The sequence below is a fragment of the Jatrophihabitans sp. genome, assembly GCF_051960575.1.
GTDB lineage: Bacteria > Actinomycetota > Actinomycetes > Mycobacteriales > Jatrophihabitantaceae > JBQCEE01.
The window spans coordinates 1-19,338 of record NZ_JBQCEE010000164.1 but is presented as its reverse complement, the minus strand read 5'-3'; the positions used below and the strand labels follow the sequence as shown (position 1 = coordinate 19,338).

Sequence of the window (19,338 nt, the reverse complement as noted above, 5' to 3'; positions counted from 1 at the left end):
TAGAGGTTCTGGTACGAGGTGTTGCTGTCGTGCGCCGGGTCGTTCGGGAACTCGTTGATGAAGTCGTTCAGGCTCAGGTCGGTGCTGCTGCCGGTGACGACGGGGTGCGTCTGGCTCAGCGTCTGGATGCTGGCCGGACCCGTCGTGAGCGGGTAGGTCGTAGCGGCGCTGAGGCTGTCGACGTTGTACAGCGCGGTCGACTTGGCGGGGTCGGGCTGTGCCGCCTTGAGGACGGCGCCGGTGTCACCTGAACGACCGGGGGCGCTGCCCACCGCGTACGCCGCGATCGGCGAGTCGGTGATGGTGCCGCTGGTGATCTGGTTGCCGCTCGCGTCGTAGAACGAGATGGTGCCGTAGGAGTTGGCGTCGGGCTCGTACGGGACTGGCGTGGCCGCCGAGGCGGACCCCGCAGTCAGGACGAAGCCCGTGGCGATGCCGACGCCCGCGAGGGCGACGGTCGCCGCAGAACGACGAAAGGTCATGTCAGCTTCCTTGTCTCGAGCTCACTGATGGCTGGTGCAGTCGAGGAGTTGATCAGCAGGTGGTGGGGTCGATGCCGCAGTCCTTGAAGGCCTGCGTGAAGCCGGCCGCGGCGATCTGCGGGCCCTGGGCGCTCCGGGCGAAGTACGAGGTCGCGCCGCCGGCCACGAACGTCTTGGCCCAGTTGTTGGTGCCACCCGGCTGGAACGGCGTCGTGATGGCGACGTCGACGTTGCGGATCACGACGTACATGCCGCGCGTGCTGTTGTAGACAGCGTTCGAGTCGCCCGGGGTGCCGGAGAGCGTCGTCAGGAAGCCGCTCGCGAAGGCGTTCTTGCCGGCGCTGTTGGTGTAGCCCGCGTTGGCGAGGTACCCGCTGTTGATCATCGCGATCTTGCCGCTCGAGAACGGCTCGATGGCGTCGGCCGGCGACGGGTCGGCGTAGATGCCGGTCGGGTCGTGCTCCTGCACGGTGCGCACACAGCTGCCGAGGGTGATCGCCGTGCCGCCGTTCGCGGCCTGCAGGTCGGCGAGGAAGAAGTTCCGGGTGCCCGAGCCCGACTGCGGGATCAGCGGGTGGATGGTGTTCGTGCTGCCGCCCGAGTTGCCCGGCAGCTGGTTCCAGCTGGTCGTCGTGCACTGGTAGATGCCGACGAGCTCCTGCGCCGACAGACCCGCCGGTGCGTCCGTGCCGCCCGACGCCGCCGAGCGGGTCGCGATCTGCAGCTGGTCGTTGGCGATGCGGTAGACATGGAGGCCGCCGCACTTCGGGTCGGACGTCGCGCAGTTGCCCTCCTCCGTGGAGTTCGGCAGGCGCGACATGCGGGCCATCTGGATCGAGCCCGCGGGCAGGCCCTGGTAGTTGCTCGTGCCGTCCGCGATCAGCGCCGCCACACCCGAGCCGGAGCCGTTCGGACGCGTCACCGGCTTGGTGCCGGCACGCAGGATCACCGACTGCGGCTGCGAGTTCGGCTGCGCGTTCGTCGTGGAGTCGCAGAACGTGCCGAGGCCGGTCGTGCTGTTGACGGTGCCGCAGGTGCCGTCGTAGGGCAGGCGGCCGTTGGCGTCACCGGTCGCGTCGAAGGCGAGCGCGCGGTTCAGGTTGCCGTCGTTGTTGTAGCCACCGGTGACACCGGGGGCCGCGTCGAGCAGGAAGTTCACCGCGTTCTGAGCGGTGTCCGAACCGACGACGACGATGTCGCCGCTCCGCGCAGAGGTGTCTGCCTGGGCAGAACCCGCGAGGGCGAGCGAGGTGGCCGCCGTTGCGACCAGACCAGCGACAACGCCGATCTTCTTGCTGAGCACGAGCATCGTGCTATCCCCTTTCTCGGGCAGGCAGGAGGGGCCTGCAGTCCGAGAGCCTTGGGGGCACGGGTGGCGGCTCAGGGCATGCTTCGTAAACGGGGGACGAAGGAGTGACCCGTCAGGTCTCGGAACCCGACATTTCAGACCAGGTTGGGCAGCAGGAGCCACGCGCTGCTGCTGGCGCCCCACAGCGCCGCGAGCACGAGCGGCACCGTGACCAACCACGTCTGCCACACACCCCATCGACGTCGGAGCACGACGACACCGACGACGGCCACCAACAACAGTTGCAGCCACAGCACCAAGGGGTAGAGCCCGCTGGTGTCCCCGGCCATCGGTCGCTCCGCCTGCCGGGCCTGTCCGACGCCGGACGGCGCCGGCACGGCTGACCCCCGCAATCTCGCATCGACGTAGACGGCGGACGACGGGGCCCACCCGGCCCGCCAACCCGAGCCCTCCGACGACACGAGCGTCAGCCGCCCCTGGCCGGCGGCGAGCACCGGCGGGTACGGGTCGCCGGCCCGGCGGACGTCCTCGACGACGTAGTGGGACACGCCCTGACCGGTCGTGGCGTCGATGACATCACCGGGCCGCAGGGAGGTGATGCTGCCGAACGGCGCGCCGAAGCTGAGGCTGCGCCCGAACATGACCGAGACCCCTGCCTGGCCGGGAAGCACCGTGCCCGGATAGTGCCCGGGGCCGAGACGCAGATCGGACGACGCGGTGCCCTCGACGACGACGAGGTCGTCCATCGACGCCCGCGCCGAGTGCAGGAGCGCGACCGGCGCGCCTTCGGCCATGGCGCCACCGATGGGCGCGGTGCCGTTCACCAGTTGCTCGCGATAGCTCGCGTAGAGGTCGTGCTGGCTGTGCTGCTCCTGCAGGGAGCTGAGGACGAAGGCGTAGGCCACGAGCCAGAGCGCCAACCCGCCGACGGCGAGCAGCACCCACTGTGCCGCGGCCGTCGCAGACGTCGCGTCGGCGCGTGCGCGTCGACGCTGGGCCGCACCGCCGGCGAGACGGGCAAGACGCGACCGCAGCGATTCGACGGCCACCGTCGCTGCGCTCACCGGTGCCCTCCCTGGCCCCGCAGGCGCACGACGAGTGCCGAGACCACCGCGGCGGCGAGCACCACCAGCAGCGCAGGCAGCGCAAGACCGCCCTTGCCCACGTCCAGGGCGGAGGTGTACGCGACCGGCGCGGCGCTGGTCGCCGGAGGGATCGCGGTGACCGTCAACGGTGTGGACGGCGAGTGCGACGGCGTCGGGGTCAGCCCACTCGACGGCGAGGTCGGCACGATGACCGGCGGCACCGTCGTCGTCGGCGGCGCGACGGGTGTCGTGACCGGTGGAGGCGTCGTGGTGGTCGTCGACGGCGGAGGCGCACTGCTGGTCGACGGCGCCGGCGTCGGATGCGTCGGTGGCGGCGGATCGAGCGGAACGGTGCCGCCCTGCTGCGCGTTCACCGCGTTCGCCGCGCGATCGGTGTACTCGACGAGCGAGCCCAGCCCGTTGGCGGCGGTCATCGGCAGGTAGCCCGACGGAAGGTCGCCGACGCCGCTTCCCGCCTGCTGGCCCGCGCCGGCCGCGAAGCGCAGCAGCTTGGCGTACTCGGCCGAGTCCTGCGGCGGGAGACCGCTCAGGGGCACCGCGGCGTACACCACCATGGTGCCCGGGTAGGCGTTCACGGCCTGCGACGACGTACGCAGCGTCGACGCCGAGAGATCCCACAGGCGTTGAGCCTTGTCCGGCTTGAGCAGGCCGACCGCCGCGCGCAGCGAGTCGCTGCCCGGCGCGACGTAGGTCGAGCCCTGCGAGTTGAGCGCCGCCAACCTGAGCCCGTCCCGGCTGGCGTCGGCGAGCGAGACGACACCGAGCATGCAACGCGCGCCGACCTGCTGACGCCCCGAGGCCTGCAGGCGGGCGCCCGCGGTGGTGCCGTTCGGATCGGGCAGCACGCAACTGGTCTGCGTCTGCGCGATGGCGAACTGCATGTCCTGCGCGATCGCGAAGAGCCGGCCGGTCGGCGCCGCGACCAGCGGCAGGTACGGCACCGGGTCGAGGTAGAGACACGGGTTGAAGTCGAAGGTGTAGTTCGCTGTGTACGAGTCCAGCAGCGGCCAGGTGTCGACCGGCAGCGCGATGCCCTTGTAGGCCGGGTTCACGACCATGCCCCACGGGTCGGGCTTGCCGTCGAGGAAGGCCCGCGCGTCCGGATCGGAATCGATGTAGGACGTCAGTGCGTCCATCACGTCGCTGCTCGTGTTCAGGGACAGCAGGGTGGACGCCGCGTCCCGGAGCTTCTGCGGGATGTTCGGGTTCAGCGCCGTGAACTCGGGATCGAAGGTGATGTTGTAGGGGTTGTTGCCGAGGCCGGGGTGCGAGTCCCTGATCAACGGCAGCGAGGGATATGACTCCGTCAGCAGTTTCGCGAGCAGTCGGGCGTTCAGCCGCAGCGTCTGCACCGTCCGCCCGTCGGCGTCGTCGACGGTGAAGGCGATGCCGAACCCGGTGACGGCGACGGGCGCGGTGACCACGGGGCGGGTGAAGCCGCCGTCCGGCGGTCGGCTGACGAAGGCGGCCTCGATGTTGCCCTGGTTGAGCAGGTTCGCCGCCTGCGGCTCGGGTGTCTGCACGTGGTTGAAACTGAACAGGGCCGGGTTCAGGCAGAAGGCGGGCGCCCACTGGATGGTCGCCTGCGCCATCAGTTCCGAGCCGTAGAGGCTGACCGGCGACTTCTGGTTCGTGACGCTGCACGCGTTGTCGGGCTGGGCGAAGGTCAACGGGATCGTGATGCGGTTGTTCCAGTTGGACGCGCTCCACCACAGCCGACCGTCGACGGCGTCCTGGCCGCTGATGCCAGGCGCGAGCTGCTGTCCCGGCTTGTACTGCCCGTCGGTCTCGCAGTTCTGCTGCGCGTCGAGCAGATCGTCCCCGGTCCGCCGGTCGGCCGCGGGCAGCCTGAGGCCGGCCGAGTCGCAGTCGATGCCCATGACGGGGACCGCGACGAGCGAACACGGCACGGTCTGCGAACACCCGAGCGAGTTGTGGTCCTCGCCGGTGAAGATGTCGAAGTCGGCCTGCCCCTTGCCGTCGAGGCCGGTCGTGCCGAAGGTCTCGTTGCTCGGCAGGGTGAGCGACGACAGGTTCGCCGGCGCTGCCTCGGGCGCCTGTCCCGCGCAGCCGAACGGCCCGCCCTGGTAGGTACCGCCGACGCCGTCGTAGGGCACCCAGCGCTGGGTGAGCGAGCCGAGCAGGGTGAGCGCGCACTCCGCCGGAAGCTTCGTCGGGTCGGGCGCGCCGACCACGTCCGAGCGTTCCTGGGTTGTCGCCTGCGCGTCGGAACGCCAGGCCGGGAAGGTGTCGTAGCCGTAGTAGAAGCGCTCGTCGGCGAACTGCGTCCAGCAGGTGCGCTGGCTCAGCCGCTGCGCCGCCGGTGCGGTGGCCGAGTCGATCCCGCGGCACTCGAGCAGCACCATCGGGTACTCCTCGTTCTGGCCGAGGTCGGAGTTCGGGTCGGCGACCAGACCCGCCGTCGGGCGCGCGCCGGACCACGTCACGTGCACCAACTGCAGTGAGCGGAGCCCCGTGGTCTGCGAGACAGACACGCTGACGGTGCGCGTGTCGACCACCTTGGTCGAACCATCCGGCTGCACGTAGAAGCGCTGCACCGTCTTGGTCTTCGTGACCGCACTCGCGGCATAGGCGGGCTGTCCCGGCGACAGCACCAGGGAGGGCGCAGCGACGAGGAGCACGGCCGCGAGCAGCCGTGCCGGACGACGGAGCATCATCGGCCGTTCAACCACCGCGACATGAGCGGCGGCGCCGCGAGTGCTCCGAGCAGCAGCAGGCCCGCCAGGAGCTCCAACGCCACACTCGTGCCCCTGCTCTGGGCGTTCGGCAGCACGGTGGACTGCGCCACCGCCTGACCGTTCACGGACTGGGCGCCGGTGCCGCCGGCACCGCTCAGGTCTGCGGGCAGACCGGTGACCGGGTCGATCGACGCGCTGCCGGCGGGCGCCGTCGATCCACCCGGCAGGGGCACGCCGGCACCGCCACCGCCACTGCCGGTGGCGCCGCCGCCACCGCTGCCGGCACCGCCGCCACCACCGGAGCCGGTGCCGCCACCGGAGCCGCTCCCGCCACGGCCGTTGCCGCCGGAGCCGCTGCCACTGCCGCTCCCGCTCCCCGAGCCGCCACCGCCCGCCGTGCCGCCGCCGCCGGGGTTCTGCGTGCCGGTGTCGACGCCGTACGCACACGGTCCGGCGCCGTCCTTGTCGCACGACTGCGGCTGCGGAGCGATCTCGGCGAGCTTGTTCCGGCTGAGGTTGCTGGGGTCGAACGTGGGGTTGTTGCAGTTGTTGACGTTCTCGTTCGTCAGTTGCACGCCCGAGTCGGCGGTGTGCAGCTTGGCGATCTGGTCGAAGCCCGCCTGCACGAGGTTGACCGGCAGCGGCGAGTAGCCGATCGGGCCCATCTCGGCCTGCCCCTGGCAGATCGAGTAGAAGAGGTAGTCGGCGAGCGTCTGCCGCTTGGCCGTCGTCATCTTCGAGTTGTCCGGGTCGGCCGACGTCGGGATGACCATGTACGAGTACGACGAGATCGGGTACGTCCGCGGGTCGGTGTAGCCGTAGACGTTGTCGAGGTTCTGCAGCAGGTACTTGCTCGGGTCGTTCTTGTCGACCGTGTCGATCTGGGCCTGGGTGAGCGCCACCGCGACGTTGTACTGGTTCGGCAACGTGTAGTAGCCGGCGCTGTTGAGCACCTTCGCCACCGGGAAGTTCTTGCCCAAGGCGTAGGAGTACTCGTCGTAGCCGATCGCGCCGTTGGCGGCGCTCGAGGTCAGGAAGTTCATGACACTGTCCGAGCCGTTCTCGGCGACCTGCGATCCCTGTCGGGGGAAGTACTCGGTCGCGTAGTCGCCCGCGAACGGCTTCCACAGCGAGGGGAACGTCTTCCAGAGGTAGCGGGTGAACTGGTAGGTCGAACCGGAGCCCTCGGAGTGCACGACCGGGATGACCGCCAGGTGCGGCAGATCCTTGCGGTTGTTGTTGTCCTTCACGATCTGCGGGTCGTCCCAGTACTTGATCTGGTTCGTGAAGATCTTCGCCAGCGTCAGGCCGGACAGCCGGAGATTGCGGACCAGCTGACCGTTGACCCTGAGCTGGTACGGGATGGCGGTGCCACCGGCGACGATCGGCAGGAACGCGTAGTCACGCCCGGCGTTGGTGTCGTCGGCCCCGGTGACGGGGTCCTTGCCGAGGAAGCCGATGTCGCTGACGCCGAAGTCGGCGGTCTTGTTGGCGAAGTCCTTGCGGCCCTGCGCCGAGCCGCTCGGGGTGAAGACGACCTGGAGGCCGCTGCTGTGGACGTCGGAGATCCATTGCTGGACGGCGTTGTACGCCCAACTCGAGCCCGAGCCCTGGATCAGGGCATGGGCGGGCGCGCCGCTCGCAGCGGGCGCACCGACGCCGGCGGCGGCGAGCAGGAGGGCGAAGCCGAGGGCGACGGCTCGAGACAGACGCATGGCGCGGGTGTGACCTCTCATCGGTTGCCACCGCGCTGTCGCGCGAGCAATCGGACGATGACGAACAGGATCAGGACGACGCCCAGGAGCACGCTGGCGGCGCCGAAGGCACGGGTGACCGACAGGGCGGTCGTGCTGTTGCGGTAGTTGGTGTAGATGTAGAACGGCAGCGAGTTCATCGGGTCCTTGAACGGGTCCTTGTTCGTGAACGACGACACGCCCGAGACCACGAGCAGCGGCGCGGACTCGCCCACGCCGCGCGCCATGCCGAGGATCAGCGCGGTCCCGAGGCCGGACCGCGCGGTCGGGAGCACGACCTGCAGCACCGTGCGCCACTCGGCCGCGCCGAGCGCCAGTGATGCCTCGCGGAGGCCGCTCGCGACGGTGCGGAGGACGACCTCGCTCGACCGCGCGATGATCGGCAACATCGTGATCGACAGCGCGCACGACACGGCGAAGCCGGTCTTGCTCCCGCTGATCTGGACGATGATGAAGTAGACGAACAGACCGGCGATCAGGTCGGGCAGCGCCGTCATCGCCTCGATCACCGTGCGCACGACGCGCGAGAAGCGGCCGCCGACCTCGGTCATGTAGACGGCGGTCAGCAGGCCGAGCGGCAGGCTGATCACGACGGCGATCCCGACCTGGATGGCCGAGCCGATGAGGGCGTGCTCGATGCCGCCGGTGCCGAGCGGCGTGTTGGGGCCGACGCTGTCGCCGGCCCGGTAGTAGAAGTTCGGGTGCTTCAGGGCCGGCCAGCCCTTGTAGAACGTGTACCAGATGGTCGCGGTGAGCGAGAGGCCGACGATCGCCGCCCCGCCGTGCACCACCGCCGACATGACCCGGTCGAGCACGATCGGGCGCGGTTGCCCGACGCCGGTGATCGCCGCGTACAGCGCCACGAACAGGACGAACCAGCAGAGCACGAAGCCGGTCCTGCCGGAGAACGGCAGGATCTGCCGGAAGAGCAGCCACACGAGCGCCAAGGAGGAGACACCGGCGCCGACCAGCGCTATCGTGTCCTCCGCGGTCCGGGCGGTGATGCGCCGCGGCCGTGCCGGCTGGTCGTCGCTCGGGTCGAGCACGACGACGGTCGTCGAGAGGCTGTGCCGCCCGCGTCCCTCACGGGGGTCGTCGGCCAGGTCGTACGGTCGCGCGGTGATGGTCACAGGTCGACCCCCGCACCGCTGCGACTGCGGCTCACGATGATCGACGCGAGCGTGTTCACGACCAGCGTCATCACGAACAGCACGAAGCCTGCGGCGAGCAGTGCCGAGAACTGGGTCGAGGTCGCCGTGCCGACCCGGTCGGCGATGAGCGCCGAGATCGTGACCGTGCCACTCTCGAGGATGCGGATCTTGACGTCGAAGACGAGCGAGATGATCAGCAGCACCACGACCGTCTCGCCGAGGGCCCGGCCGAGGCCGAGCATCATGCCGCCGATGATGCCGCCGCGTCCGTAGGGCAGGACGACCGCACGGATCAGGCCCCACTTGGTCGCGCCGAGCGCGTAGGCGCCCTCGCGCTCACCGAGCGGCGCTTGGGAGAACACGTTGCGCATGACGGCGCACGCGATCGGGATGACCATCAGCGCGACGACGACACCCGCGCAGAAGGCCGACTGCTCGTACCGGAACTGTGCGAGCTGCGCCGCCCGAGGATCGGCGTCGTGCACCGCGAAGAACGGCAGCCACCCGAACCACTCGTTCAGCCACCGGGCGACGAACAGCAGGTGCGGCATCAGGAACGTCGATCCCCAGATGGCGTACACGATGCTCGGGATCGCGGCCATGAGGTCGACCAGCGAGACGAGCAGCGACTTGACCCGCGCCGGGGCGTACTCGCTGATGAACAGGGCCGTGACGAGCGCGAGCGGGAACGCGATCAGCAGCGCGATCACGGCGATCTCGATCGACCCCACGACGGCCGAGGCGACGCCGACGACGTTCTTCTCGGGGTTGAAGTCGGTCTCGGTGAAGAAGTTCAGGCCGTAGAAGTTCACGGTCGGGATGAGCTCGTAGCCCAGGAAGATGCCGATCGAGCCGGTGAGCAGCATGACCGCCCAGCCGGACAGTCGTGCGACATTGCGATAGATCAGGTCACCGCGCGACGGGGTCGCGTCGAGCCGACGCGGATCGTCCGGCGGCGCTGCGGGGTCGAGCGACGGGCGGACGGTCGTCTGGGTGCTCGTCATCGAAGTCCTCCGCGCCTCACGCAGACAGGAGAACCAGGGCACGCGACCGCCCGACGGCGCACGAGTGAACGAGGGACGAACAGGCTCATGCCGAAGTCCCCCAGCGCCGCAGGCCGTTCGACAACACCTCCGGCGCCACCTCGCTCACCCGGACGAGGTCGAGGAAGCGTGCCGCGCCCTGCTGACACCTGATCGCCCGATCGAAGGAATGACCGGCGAGCGCGAGCAGCTCGCCGCCGCGCAGGACCTCCCACGTCCAACGCTGCGAGTCGACACGCACGCTCTGGACACGGAGCAGATCCAGGTCGCGCTGCAGCTCCTTGATCGCGATCCGGCAGGCGGTCGCGTCGAGATGGCCGGCGCCGCTGCGTCCGGCCTCGCGGTTGTTGCCACTCAGCAGCCGCCAGTGCACGGGTGCACCCGGCGCGCCCTGGTACAGCTGGAAGACGGCGCCGGTGCGGCGCGCTGCGGTCATGCATCCCCCATGGCTGGAACGACGTCGTCGGACGCACCGGCGGCGGCCGGGTCGAGCAGATGCCCCACGAGGGCGCGAGGGCCCACGTGGCGCACGATGCCGCCGTCCGGGTCGGCGTGCGGCAGGACGGCGAGGAACTGCGCGAGGCCGCGCTGGCACTCGACCCGTCGCACGTAGGCGTGGACGCCGACGGCGACGACGCGGCCGTCGAGGGCCAGCTGCCACGACCACGTCGACGCGACCGGGTCGAAGGTGACCGACGGGGTCGCGCGCGCGGCGACCAGATGCGTGTGGCGGGCGTCCTCGCGGCACGCCGCGAGGCCGACGAAGACCCGCACGCTGCGTCCGAGCGCGCGGTTGTTGCCGGCCGTCAGCCGCCAGCCGACCCGCTCGACACCCTCGGGCGGCGCGAGACCGCGGCGCTGCGCGGTGCCGTCGGAGAGGAAGACGAACCGCGCCGCCCGGGCCGCGATGCCGCCGTCCATGCCGTCCCCCAGTACCCGCGATCACCGGTGCGATCGCCCGGCACAGCATCCGGGCCCTGGGGTCTCGCCCGGGCAACGGTCAGGTGAACGGCCGACGGGTGGCGAGCGACCACTGCTGTGCATTCGGAAGTTCGCGACCAACCGCCGGAAACCAAGGCCGCAAAGACGGCAGAACGGACAGGAGCCGCCCCTAACGGGCCTGTGGGCACACACACGCTCGTTACACGCAGGCCCGGTGGGGGTATCCCTGCGGCAACGCGGACGGGCCACCAGAGGGCCGTCCACCTAGGTAGGGAGACAACGATGCGACTCGGTGGAGCGCTGTTCCTCATCGCCGTCGGGGCCATCCTCAAGTGGGCCGTCACGGTGAAGGACACCAACGGCTTCAACGTCAACACCGCCGGCGTGATCCTCATGGTCATCGGCGTCGTGGCCCTCGTGGCCGAGCTCATCTACAGCTTCTCGCGCCGCCGCACGGACGTCGTGCACCAGACGCCGGCCGGCACCGCGCAGACCACCTACGTCGAGGGCGCGCCGCGCTACTGATCGACTTCCCCGACCGCCCGGTCGCGGATCTCGAAGGCCCCACCCGCGTCGCGGGTGGGGCCTTCGTGCGTCTGCGGCCAAGGGTGGCCTCGATCGGATCAGTCCTTGAGCGGGTCGTGACCCCAGTTCATCAGTGAGTGTCGCCAGGTCGTGTCGGTGACGTCGCCCTTGGGACGCTGGGCGAGGTGCCGCGCCACGTAGCCCGCGACCTTGGTCATGTGCCGCTCGTCGTCCTCGGTGAGATCGCCGGCCTTGGTGTGCAGCAGTTGCACGATGCGCCGACCCGACTCGTGGCCGGTCGACTCGCCGCCGCCCCGGTGCTGGCCGGCCTGCGTCGACTCGTCGGTCCGCAGCCACTTGTCCAGTTCGGACGCGGTCATGTTGACCGCCTCCTTGAACTTCTCCCGTGCCTCGGTGTCCGCCACGGTCAGCGCTCCTTCTTCAGCGCGTCCGGCTTGTGCGCTGCCTCGCCGCCGTTGTCGCTCTTGACCAGGTACTTGGGGTCGTCCTCGTCGGCGCGGATCTGCTGACCCTTGATCTTGGTGTCGTCGGTCAGCTTCTTCTCGACCTTGCCGTGCGCCGTGCCGCCGTGGGAGTTCCAGGCGACCTTGTCGCCCTTGTGCAGGTTGTCGCTCATGGCGTTGGACTACCCACGGACATCCTGTGCGGAACCCGTCGCATCGCGGCAAACCTGTGCACGGCACCGGACCGCCGTGATCACCGGATTCTCGGGTGGCCGGTGCCAGAATGACGCCATGGCGACCGCGCAGACGATCACGCGCGCGCGGCCCCGGGCCTTCACCGGCCTGCTGCCGCACCGTCTCGTCCGGTGGCGACGCCCGCTGTGGTGGCAGGAGGTCGTCATCATCCTGGTCGGCTACTGGCTCTACAGCCTGGGTCGCAACGCCGTGCCCGAGCAGCGTTCGATCGCGCTGCGGCACGGGCGCAGCATCCAACACCTGCAGGACGACCTGCATCTCAACTTCGAGCTGTCGTTCAACCACTTCGTGGCCCGGCACGAGTGGCTTGCGCAGATCCTCGACTACTACTACGCGACGCTGCACTTCATCGTCACGCCCGGCGTGATGATCTGGCTGTTCGTGCGGCGGGCGCCCATCTACCGCGGGGCGCGCACCGCGCTGGTGGCCACGACGCTCATCGGGCTCGTCGGCTTCTACCTCTACCCGACCGCTCCCCCGCGGCTGCTGCCGCAGTACGGCTACATCGACACGGTGATCCGCTTCGACACCTGGGGGTCACTGTCGGGGCACAACTTCTACAGCCACGGCAACCAGTTCGCCGCGATGCCGAGCCTGCACATCGCGTGGGCGGTCTGGTGCGGGTACTCCGTCTACGTCTGCTCACGCGTGCCCTGGGTGCGGGCGCTCGGGCTGCTGTACCCGGTGGCGACGCTCACCGTGATCGTCGGGTCGGCCAACCACTTCATCCTGGACGCGGTGGGCGGCGTGCTGGTGCTGATGCTCGGCTACGGCGTGCAGTTCCTGCTGTCCGGCCACGGCGCCTACGTCGCGCCGGTCGACACACCTGACCCGTAGAAGACCTCCTCGACCACCCGGCGGGCGCGGCGGGCGGTGCGCCGGTAGTCGTCGACCAGCTGGCCCGGGTCGAAGCCCGGCGGGTAGCCGAGCGACCGGCCGACGGCGATGAGCGCCGGCCCGAGTGTCGGCAACTGGTCCTCGGGACGGTCGCGCACGAGCACGAGCGCGTTGCGCACCCGGGTGGCCAGCCGCCACGCAGCTGCGAGCGGCTCCACCTGGGCGCCGGTGAGCAGGCCCGCCTCCTCGGCCGCGGCGAGCGCATCGAGCGTGCGCGTGGTGCGCAGGGCCGGCACGGCTGCGCCGTGCGCGAGCTGCAGCAGTTGCACCGTCCACTCGATGTCGGCCAGCCCGCCGCGTCCGAGCTTGGTGTGGGTGGTGCGGTCCGCGCCGCGAGGCAGGCGCTCGTCGTCGACCCGCCCCTTGATGCGGCGGATCTCGAGCAGGTCGTCCTGGGCCAGGCCGCCCGCCGGGTACCGCACGGGATCGATGAGCTCGACGAAGCGGCGGCCGAGGTCGGCGTCGCCGGCGACCGGCCGGGCGCGCAGCAGCGCCTGCGCCTCCCACGGTTGCGACCAGCGGACGTAGTACTGCGCGTACGAGGCGAGCGAGCGCACGAGCGCGCCGCTGCGGCCCTCCGGGCGCAGGCCGGCGTCGACCTCGAGGGGTGGGTCGACCGACGACGGCGCACCGAGCAGGGCGCGCAGCCGGCCGGCGACGTCGTGCGCGAGGCTGCTCGCCACGGCCTCGTCGCCCGTCGTCGCCTCGTGCACGAACATGACGTCCGCGTCGGAGCCGTAGCCCACCTCGTCCCCGCCGAGCCGGCCCATCGCGATGATGGCGAACCGCAGCGGCAGCTCGTCGAGCTGGTGGCGCGCGGCCACGTCGCGCAGCGCGACGGCGAGCGCCACCTCGAGCGTGGCGCCGGTGGTCGCGCTCAGGGCGCGGCACACCTCGACGACGTCGGTGACGCCGAGCAGGTCGGCGAACGCCGTGCGCAGCAGCTCCTGCCGCCGCACCCCGCGCACGACGTAGACGGCGGCGGACGCGTCACGCTGCCGCGCGGCCGACTCGCGCATCGCGGCGAGGATCTCCTCCGGCGCGCGCGGGCGCAGCTGGTCGTCGTCGCCGAGCAGCTGCAGCGCCTCGGGTGCGCGGCCGAGCATGCGGGCCACGTATCGGCTGGTGCCGAGCAGGGTCGCGAGCCGCGGGGCGATCGTGCCCTCGTCGCGCAGCGACCGCAGGTACCACGGGGTGGCGCCGAGCTCCTCGGACACGCGGCGGTAGGCCAGCAGGCCGGCGTCCGGGTCGGGGGCGTCGGCGAACTGCGACAGCAGGACCGGCAGCAGCGCGCGCTGGATCTGCGCCCGCCGCGACAGTCCTGACGTCAGCGACTCGATGTGCCGCAGCGCCGCCTGCGGGTCGGCGAAGCCGAGGGCCGCCAGCCGCCGGCCCGCCTCGGCCGGTGTCAGCCGCAGTTCCTCCGTCGGCACGCGGGCGACGGCCTCGAGCAGCGGGCGGAAGAACAGCTTCTCGTGCAGCCGCCGCACCTCGCGGGCGTGCAGCGACCACTCGGCCTCGAAGACGGCGCGGACGTCGCCGCGGGCGTCGGGCCGGTAGCCCATCGCCCGGGCGAGCCAGGCGACCGCGGCGGGATCGGCCGGGATGACGTGGGTGCGCCGCAGTTTGCGCAGCTGCAACCGGTGCTCGGCCCAGCGCAGGAAGATGTAGGCGTCGCGCAGCGACAGCGCGTCGTCGCGGCCGACGTAGCCGCCGTCGCGCAGGGCGTCGAGCGCGCCGAGGGTCGACCCGACGCGCAGGGTCTCGTCGACGCGACCGTGCACGAGCTGCAGCAGCTGCACGGCGAACTCGACGTCGCGCAGGCCGCCGCGTCCGAGCTTGATCTCGCGGTCGGCGACCTCGACCGGGATGTGCTCGACGACCCGCTGCCGCATCGCCCGCACCTCGGCGAGGAAGTCGGCGCGTTCGGCGGCCCGCCAGACCAGCGGCGCGATCGCCTCCCGGTAGGCCGCACCGAGCTCGAGGTCCCCCGCGATCGGTCGCGCCTTGAGCAGCGCCTGGAACTCCCAGGTGCTCGCCCAGCGGCGGTAGTAGGCCTCGTGGCTCGCGAGGGTGCGCACCAGCGGGCCGTCCTTGCCCTCGGGACGCAGGGCGGCGTCGACCTCCCACGCCGCGGCGCGGCAGAGCTGCATCATCTCGCCGGCGAGCCGGGTGGCGGTGGCGAGCGCACGCTCGGGGTCGGCGCCGTCGGCGGGTTCGGCGACGAACACGACGTCGACGTCCGAGACGTAGTTGAGCTCGCGGCCGCCGGTCTTGCCCATCGCGATGATCGCGAGGCGGCAGGGCGCGTCGCGCTCGGTGCGCTGCGCGGCCGCGACGGCGAGCGCGGCCTGCAACACGTGGCCGGCGAGGTCGGCGAGCCCGGCGGTGGTCACCTCGATCGGCAGCTCACCGGCGACGTCGCGCGCCGCGAGGGCGAACAGTTCGCGCCGGTAGGCGTCGCGCAGCGCGACGACCGCGTCCGGGCCGGTGACGGTCGCGACGGTGCCGTGCGTGCCGGTGACCGGGTCGGCCGGGTCGGCGCCGACGGCGGCGAGGATGCGTGGCCCGGCGCCGGCGAGGTCGAGCTCGCCGACGAGCGCGTGCCAGTCAGCCGGATGCCGCTGCAGGTGCGGTGTCAGCTCGCTGCAGATGCCGAGCAGGTTCGTCACACGGGCGCGCATGTCGGCGTCCTGCTCGATCGCGTCCCGCAGTTCGGTGCCGGCGACGTCGACCGCCCAGCTCAGCGCGGCGAGCGCGGCGTCGGGGTCGGCGCTGCGGCCCAGCGCCGCGATCGCGATTGCGGCGCCGGGTGACGTCGGTTCGTGGTCCTCGGCACTCCACCACGACAGGGGCGGCTCGGCGAGCAGGGCGGCGGCCCGCTCGGGGTCGGCGAACGACTGCCGCGCCAGCCGGGTGGCACCACGTCCGGTCGGCGGCCGACGGACGAGGTCAGCCACGCTCGGACGGCGGGCCGGGACGCAGGGTGGGCAGCGGCAACGGCATCGGCTGCGACACCGCGGCGCGCGAGCCGTGGGCGGCAGCAGCCTCGGCGGCCAACGCGGCACGGATCGCGGCGGGGTCGGTGATCGGCCCGGCCGTCGTCGTCGCGGCGCCGCGGGGGGCGACGACCGACTGCGGGGCGCGCACGACGTCGGCGAAGGCGACCGCGAACGGCTGCCAGACCTCGACGACGTCGGCGTCGGCGGCCTCGACCCGCGCGAGGATCGTGCCGAGGTCGTGTTCGGCGAGGCGCGGCGCGTCCTGGGCGGCCCACGCGCGCACGACCTCGGGTGGCGTCTCGATGTGGAACTGGATGCCCCACGCCAGCCGGCCGAGCCGGAAGGCCTGGTGCTCGGTGAACGGTGAGGACGCGAGCTGGCGGGCACCGGGTGGCAGTTCGGTGATCGCGTCCCAGTGCCACTGGATCACGTCCGGGGTGATCGGCAGCGGGCCGAACAGCGGGTCGCCGGCCGCGGCGGAGCGCTTGGCGACGAGGTGCGCGCCGAGTTCCGGGCCCTCCGGGTTCGGTTCGACCCGCCCCCCGTGCGCGACGGCGAGCAGCTGGGCGCCGCCGCAGATGCCGAGGGTCGGCCGTTCGGCGGCGACGGCGGCGCGGAGCAGGTCGAGCACGGCGCGGTACTGCGCGTCGTGGGCCGATCCGGGCATGCCGAGCACGACGAGCCCGGCGTGCTCGTCCAAATCGGTCGGGAGCGTGCTCGGGGTGCGGACGTCGAGCTCGAGACCGGCGCCGGTCAACCACTCGCCCAGCCGCCCGACCGGATCGGACGGCGCGTTCTCGACCACCAGCACGCGCACGCCGCCAGCCTAGTGAGAGCGGATGACGGTCGTGGTGATGCCGTCTGGGCAATCCGGCCAACCTTCGGCGATGTCGAACGTGTCGTTGCCCACTTCTCGGCATCTTCGCTTGGCAATGTGCGTTGGTGACCGATGGGTAGCCAGACAAGCAGAGCACCGGCAACGGCGCCGGAAAGGAAGACAGCAATGAAGCAGAACCACCGCATGGGCAATCTCCGTCGCGCGCTGCGGCAGCGCCGCAACGACGCCGAACTCGCGCGCGTGCTGCGCACCGCCTCGCCGGCGATGCGCGACGAGCTCATCGCCGCCGCGGCGTCCGACTCGCGCTTCGTCGGCGGCCGCCTCTTCTGACGGCGACGCACGGCGACGGACGACAGGGCCGAGGAGCAACCGCTCCCCGGCCCTCGTGCTGTCCCGGCCTGCCTCGCGCGTCCCCGGCTACAGGATCGGCAGGTAACGCCGCAGCTCGAACGGGCTGACCTCGGCGCGGTACTCGATCCACTCCTCGCGCTTGTTGCGCAGGAAGTAGTCGAAGACGTGCTCACCGAGCGTCTCGGCGACCAGCTCGGAGTTCTCCATCGCCCGCAGCGCGTCGGCGAGGTTGTGCGGCAGTTCGTCGTAGCCGAGGGCGCGGCGCTCGGTGTCGGACAGGGACCAGACGTCGTCCTCGGCGCCCGGCGGCAGCTCGTAGCCCTCCTCGATGCCCTTGAGCCCGGCGGCGAGCAGCAGCGCGAAGGCGAGGTAGGGGTTGCAGGCCGAGTCGAGCGAGCGCATCTCGACGCGGGTCGAGTTCGCCTTCCCCGGCTTGTACATCGGCACGCGCACCAGCGCGGACCGATTCGCGTGCCCCCAGCAGACGAAGGTCGGCGCCTCGACGAGCGCGCCCGGGGCGCTGTAGCCCCAGAGCCGCTTGTAGCTGTTCACCCACTGGTTGGTGACCGCGGTGATCTCGCGGGCGTGCGTGAGCAGGCCGGCGATGAACGCCCGCGCCGTCTTTGACAGGAACAGCTCGTCGGACGGGTCGTGGAAGGCGTTCCGGTCGCCCTCGAACAGCGACAGGTGCGTGTGCATCCCGGATCCCGGCTGGTGCCGGAACGGCTTCGGCATGAAGGTGGCGTGCGCGCCGTGCGCGATGGCGACCTCCTTCACCACGTGCCGGAACGTCATGATGTTGTCGGCCATCGACAGCGCGTCGGCGTAGCGCAGGTCGATCTCCTGCTGGCCGGGCGCGACCTCGTGGTGGCTGAACTCGACCGAGATGCCGAGCCCTTCGAGGGCGCCGACGGCGGCGCGCCGGAAGTCGTGCGCGACGTCGTGCGAGGTCATGTCGAAGTAGCCGCCGTTGTCGATCGGCTGCGGCTCCGACCCGTCGCTCGGACGGTTCTTCAGCAGGAAGAACTCGATCTCCGGGTGGGTGTAGAAGGTGAAGCCGCGTTCGGCCGCCTTCGACAGCGCCCGCCGCAGCACGTAGCGCGGGTCGGCCCACGACGGTGAACCGTCCGGCATCTGGATGTCGCAGAACATCCGCGCGGACTCGGCCGTACCCTGCGCGCCCGGCAGGATCTGGAAGGTCGCTGGGTCGGGCCGGGCCAGCATGTCGGACTCGGACGCCCGGGTGAACCCCTCGATCGCCGACCCGTCGAAGCCGATGCCCTCCTCGAACGCGCTGTCGAGTTCGGCCGGCGCGACCGCCACCGACTTCAGTGTACCGAGCACGTCGGTGAACCAGAGCCGCACGAAGCGGATCTGCCGCTCCTCCATGGTGCGGAGGACGAATTCCTGTTGACGATCCACCGGGTCAGCCTAGCCGCGCGATGTGTCCGCGGACGTTCTCCGCGCGCGCCCCGGCACGTCTCGGGTCTTCGCCCGCGAGCGACTGAAACGGGTGATGGGGGGCGGGCGCGGACGCTGGCCGGGCCGTTCAGAAGGGCGCCGCCTCGTCGTCGACCTCCCGCTCGGCTGTCGGCCTGCCCGGTTCGGCACCATCCACCGTCGAACGGCGACCGCCGTCGGCCGGGACGTCGTGGGCCCAGATCGACGGTTCGCCCGCGGGGTTGACGGCCGGGCCACTCCCGTCGTACCCGTCGGAGCCGTCGATCCCGTCCTGCCCGGCGCCGCTCCGCGTGGTGGCGCCCGGTCCGGGCGTGCGGGGCGGCGTGAGGGCCGGTTCGACCAGCCGTGGCGCCTGGACGTGGTGGCGCCGCCGGTACGGGCTGATCCAGCAGAACGACCGCGGCCCGGTGCGGATCAGCCGCCAGCCCCGCTCGGACTTGTTCACATGATCATGCCGGCACTCCGGCCCGAGATTGATCTCCACGGTCCTGCCGCCTCTGGCCCATTCGGTGCGGTGGTCGATGTCGCACCAGCGCGCCGGACGGCGGCAGCCCGGGAACAGGCACCACCGGTAGACCATCTCGGTTCGCCGCCGCAACGGCCGACCTGGGAACCGCGCAGCAGCGTCCTGGACGATCGGCCCGGCCGTCGCGACCTGCCCGGCGATGTCGGCCAGGACAGCTGTCCATCCCGAGGGGTCGGACACGGACGTCGGCAGGACGAACGGCGAGCCGCCGCCCGCGTTCACCCAGTCGAGCGGCAGATGGATCTCCACCACCCCGTCCACCTTCGGCGCCCCACCGCCGGTCGGACCACCCTCGGCGCCCCGCGAGCCGGCATCGGCGCCGGCGTCGGCACCGAGTGGGACGGCGCCAGCGGGCATGGCGCGGCGCCGGGTCAGGCCGTCGAACACCAGCCACCCGCCCTCGTCATGCACCCCGAAGCGCCACGCACACCGCTGCTGCCGTGCCACCAACGCACGCGCCACCGACGCCGGCACCGGACCCCACCCGGCCACCTCCCCCGGCCGGTCGTCCAATCCCAGCAACGTCCCCAACC

The 19,338-nt window shown here is 71.4% G+C and carries 18 protein-coding genes; 3 read left to right on the top strand and 15 right to left on the bottom strand.

What is annotated here, in order from left to right; translation table 11 throughout:
• The 9 genes from ACTHMS_RS09460 to ACTHMS_RS09420 form a co-directional block, all read right to left on the bottom strand.
• A partial coding sequence (locus ACTHMS_RS09460) for a hypothetical protein (protein WP_440306411.1) occupies positions 1 to 482 on the bottom strand: 482 nt, incomplete at its 3' end.
• A 52-nt stretch (positions 483 to 534) separates the two neighbouring features.
• Complete coding sequence (locus tag ACTHMS_RS09455) at positions 535 to 1,791, bottom strand: substrate-binding domain-containing protein (protein ID WP_440306410.1); 1,257 nt, start codon at positions 1,789 to 1,791, stop codon at positions 535 to 537.
• A 134-nt stretch (positions 1,792 to 1,925) separates the two neighbouring features.
• Complete coding sequence (locus ACTHMS_RS09450; protein ID WP_440306409.1) at positions 1,926 to 2,855, bottom strand: class E sortase; 930 nt, start codon at positions 2,853 to 2,855, stop codon at positions 1,926 to 1,928.
• A complete protein-coding gene (locus ACTHMS_RS09445; RefSeq protein ID WP_440306408.1) occupies positions 2,852 to 5,575 on the bottom strand; it encodes a hypothetical protein in 2,724 nt (907 codons plus the stop codon). The genes ACTHMS_RS09450 and ACTHMS_RS09445 overlap by 4 nt, the downstream gene beginning before the upstream one ends.
• The gene (locus ACTHMS_RS09440) at positions 5,572 to 7,311 is read right to left on the bottom strand and encodes a phosphate ABC transporter substrate-binding protein PstS (protein WP_440306407.1); all 1,740 of its coding nucleotides are present in this window, start codon (positions 7,309 to 7,311) and stop codon (positions 5,572 to 5,574) included. The genes ACTHMS_RS09445 and ACTHMS_RS09440 overlap by 4 nt, the downstream gene beginning before the upstream one ends.
• A gap of 17 nt (positions 7,312 to 7,328) precedes the next feature.
• The gene (gene pstA / locus ACTHMS_RS09435; protein ID WP_440306406.1) at positions 7,329 to 8,480 is read right to left on the bottom strand and encodes a phosphate ABC transporter permease PstA; all 1,152 of its coding nucleotides are present in this window, start codon (positions 8,478 to 8,480) and stop codon (positions 7,329 to 7,331) included.
• Complete coding sequence (gene pstC / locus ACTHMS_RS09430; protein ID WP_440306405.1) at positions 8,477 to 9,505, bottom strand: phosphate ABC transporter permease subunit PstC; 1,029 nt, start codon at positions 9,503 to 9,505, stop codon at positions 8,477 to 8,479. The genes pstA and pstC overlap by 4 nt, the downstream gene beginning before the upstream one ends.
• An 85-nt stretch (positions 9,506 to 9,590) precedes the next feature.
• Complete coding sequence (locus ACTHMS_RS09425) at positions 9,591 to 9,980, bottom strand: hypothetical protein (protein ID WP_440306404.1); 390 nt, start codon at positions 9,978 to 9,980, stop codon at positions 9,591 to 9,593.
• Positions 9,977 to 10,465 (bottom strand): hypothetical protein, encoded by a 489-nt coding sequence (locus ACTHMS_RS09420; RefSeq protein ID WP_440306403.1) that lies wholly within the window; start codon positions 10,463 to 10,465, stop codon positions 9,977 to 9,979. Before ACTHMS_RS09420 ends, ACTHMS_RS09425 begins: the two co-directional genes overlap by 4 nt.
• Before the next feature lie 303 nt (positions 10,466 to 10,768).
• Between ACTHMS_RS09420 and ACTHMS_RS09415 the strand changes: the two genes are divergently transcribed.
• Positions 10,769 to 11,011 carry a DUF6458 family protein gene (locus ACTHMS_RS09415; RefSeq protein WP_440306402.1) on the top strand — a complete coding sequence of 81 codons (243 nt, stop codon included), beginning with the start codon at positions 10,769 to 10,771 and terminating at the stop codon, positions 11,009 to 11,011.
• Positions 11,012 to 11,109: 98 nt separating this feature from the next.
• Here ACTHMS_RS09415 and ACTHMS_RS09410 read toward each other — a convergent pair whose 3' ends face one another.
• Together ACTHMS_RS09410 and ACTHMS_RS09405 are read right to left on the bottom strand one after the other, a co-directional pair.
• Complete coding sequence (locus ACTHMS_RS09410; RefSeq protein WP_440306401.1) at positions 11,110 to 11,436, bottom strand: DUF3140 domain-containing protein; 327 nt, start codon at positions 11,434 to 11,436, stop codon at positions 11,110 to 11,112.
• Between the two features lie 2 nt (positions 11,437 to 11,438).
• Entirely contained in the window at positions 11,439 to 11,648 is a 210-nt protein-coding gene (locus ACTHMS_RS09405) for a DUF2945 domain-containing protein (RefSeq protein ID WP_440306400.1), read from the bottom strand.
• A 118-nt stretch (positions 11,649 to 11,766) separates the two neighbouring features.
• Between ACTHMS_RS09405 and ACTHMS_RS09400 the strand changes: the two genes are divergently transcribed.
• Positions 11,767 to 12,567 (top strand): phosphatase PAP2 family protein, encoded by an 801-nt coding sequence (locus ACTHMS_RS09400; protein ID WP_440306399.1) that lies wholly within the window; start codon positions 11,767 to 11,769, stop codon positions 12,565 to 12,567.
• On the opposite strand, the gene ACTHMS_RS09395 is transcribed toward ACTHMS_RS09400, so the two are convergent.
• Both ACTHMS_RS09395 and ACTHMS_RS09390 read right to left on the bottom strand, forming a co-directional pair.
• Positions 12,534 to 15,587: a bifunctional [glutamine synthetase] adenylyltransferase/[glutamine synthetase]-adenylyl-L-tyrosine phosphorylase gene (locus ACTHMS_RS09395; protein ID WP_440306398.1), complete on the bottom strand. Its 3,054-nt coding sequence runs from the start codon at positions 15,585 to 15,587 to the stop codon at positions 12,534 to 12,536. The two genes, ACTHMS_RS09400 and ACTHMS_RS09395, sit on opposite strands and share 34 nt — an antisense overlap.
• Positions 15,580 to 16,446 (bottom strand): type 1 glutamine amidotransferase, encoded by an 867-nt coding sequence (locus ACTHMS_RS09390; protein WP_440306397.1) that lies wholly within the window; start codon positions 16,444 to 16,446, stop codon positions 15,580 to 15,582. Before ACTHMS_RS09390 ends, ACTHMS_RS09395 begins: the two co-directional genes overlap by 8 nt.
• A 186-nt stretch (positions 16,447 to 16,632) precedes the next feature.
• On the opposite strand from ACTHMS_RS09390, the gene ACTHMS_RS09385 reads away from it, so the two are divergent.
• Positions 16,633 to 16,797, top strand: coding sequence for a hypothetical protein (locus tag ACTHMS_RS09385; protein ID WP_440306396.1), 165 nt, complete (start codon positions 16,633 to 16,635; stop codon positions 16,795 to 16,797).
• A gap of 87 nt (positions 16,798 to 16,884) precedes the next feature.
• Here the strand turns inward: ACTHMS_RS09385 and glnA are convergent, their stop codons facing one another.
• Entirely contained in the window at positions 16,885 to 18,240 is a 1,356-nt protein-coding gene (gene glnA / locus ACTHMS_RS09380) for a type I glutamate--ammonia ligase (protein WP_440306395.1), read from the bottom strand.
• A 127-nt stretch (positions 18,241 to 18,367) separates the two neighbouring features.
• A partial coding sequence (locus ACTHMS_RS09375) for an HNH endonuclease signature motif containing protein (protein WP_440306394.1) occupies positions 18,368 to 19,338 on the bottom strand: 971 nt, incomplete at its 5' end.

Excerpts from the sequence above, each read along its gene's own strand:
- ACTHMS_RS09455 (WP_440306410.1), bottom strand. The coding sequence starts at position 1,791 with ATGCTCGTGCTCAGCAAGAAGATCGGCGTTGTCGCTGGTCTGGTCGCA.
- ACTHMS_RS09445 (WP_440306408.1), bottom strand. The coding sequence starts at position 5,575 with ATGATGCTCCGTCGTCCGGCACGGCTGCTCGCGGCCGTGCTCCTCGTC.
- ACTHMS_RS09440 (WP_440306407.1), bottom strand. The coding sequence starts at position 7,311 with ATGCGTCTGTCTCGAGCCGTCGCCCTCGGCTTCGCCCTCCTGCTCGCC.
- pstC (WP_440306405.1), bottom strand. The coding sequence starts at position 9,505 with ATGACGAGCACCCAGACGACCGTCCGCCCGTCGCTCGACCCCGCAGCG.
- ACTHMS_RS09425 (WP_440306404.1), bottom strand. The coding sequence starts at position 9,980 with ATGACCGCAGCGCGCCGCACCGGCGCCGTCTTCCAGCTGTACCAGGGC.
- ACTHMS_RS09420 (WP_440306403.1), bottom strand. The coding sequence starts at position 10,465 with ATGGACGGCGGCATCGCGGCCCGGGCGGCGCGGTTCGTCTTCCTCTCC.
- ACTHMS_RS09415 (WP_440306402.1), top strand. The coding sequence starts at position 10,769 with ATGCGACTCGGTGGAGCGCTGTTCCTCATCGCCGTCGGGGCCATCCTC.
- ACTHMS_RS09405 (WP_440306400.1), bottom strand. The coding sequence starts at position 11,648 with ATGAGCGACAACCTGCACAAGGGCGACAAGGTCGCCTGGAACTCCCAC.
- ACTHMS_RS09400 (WP_440306399.1), top strand. The coding sequence starts at position 11,767 with ATGGCGACCGCGCAGACGATCACGCGCGCGCGGCCCCGGGCCTTCACC.
- ACTHMS_RS09385 (WP_440306396.1), top strand. The coding sequence starts at position 16,633 with ATGAAGCAGAACCACCGCATGGGCAATCTCCGTCGCGCGCTGCGGCAG.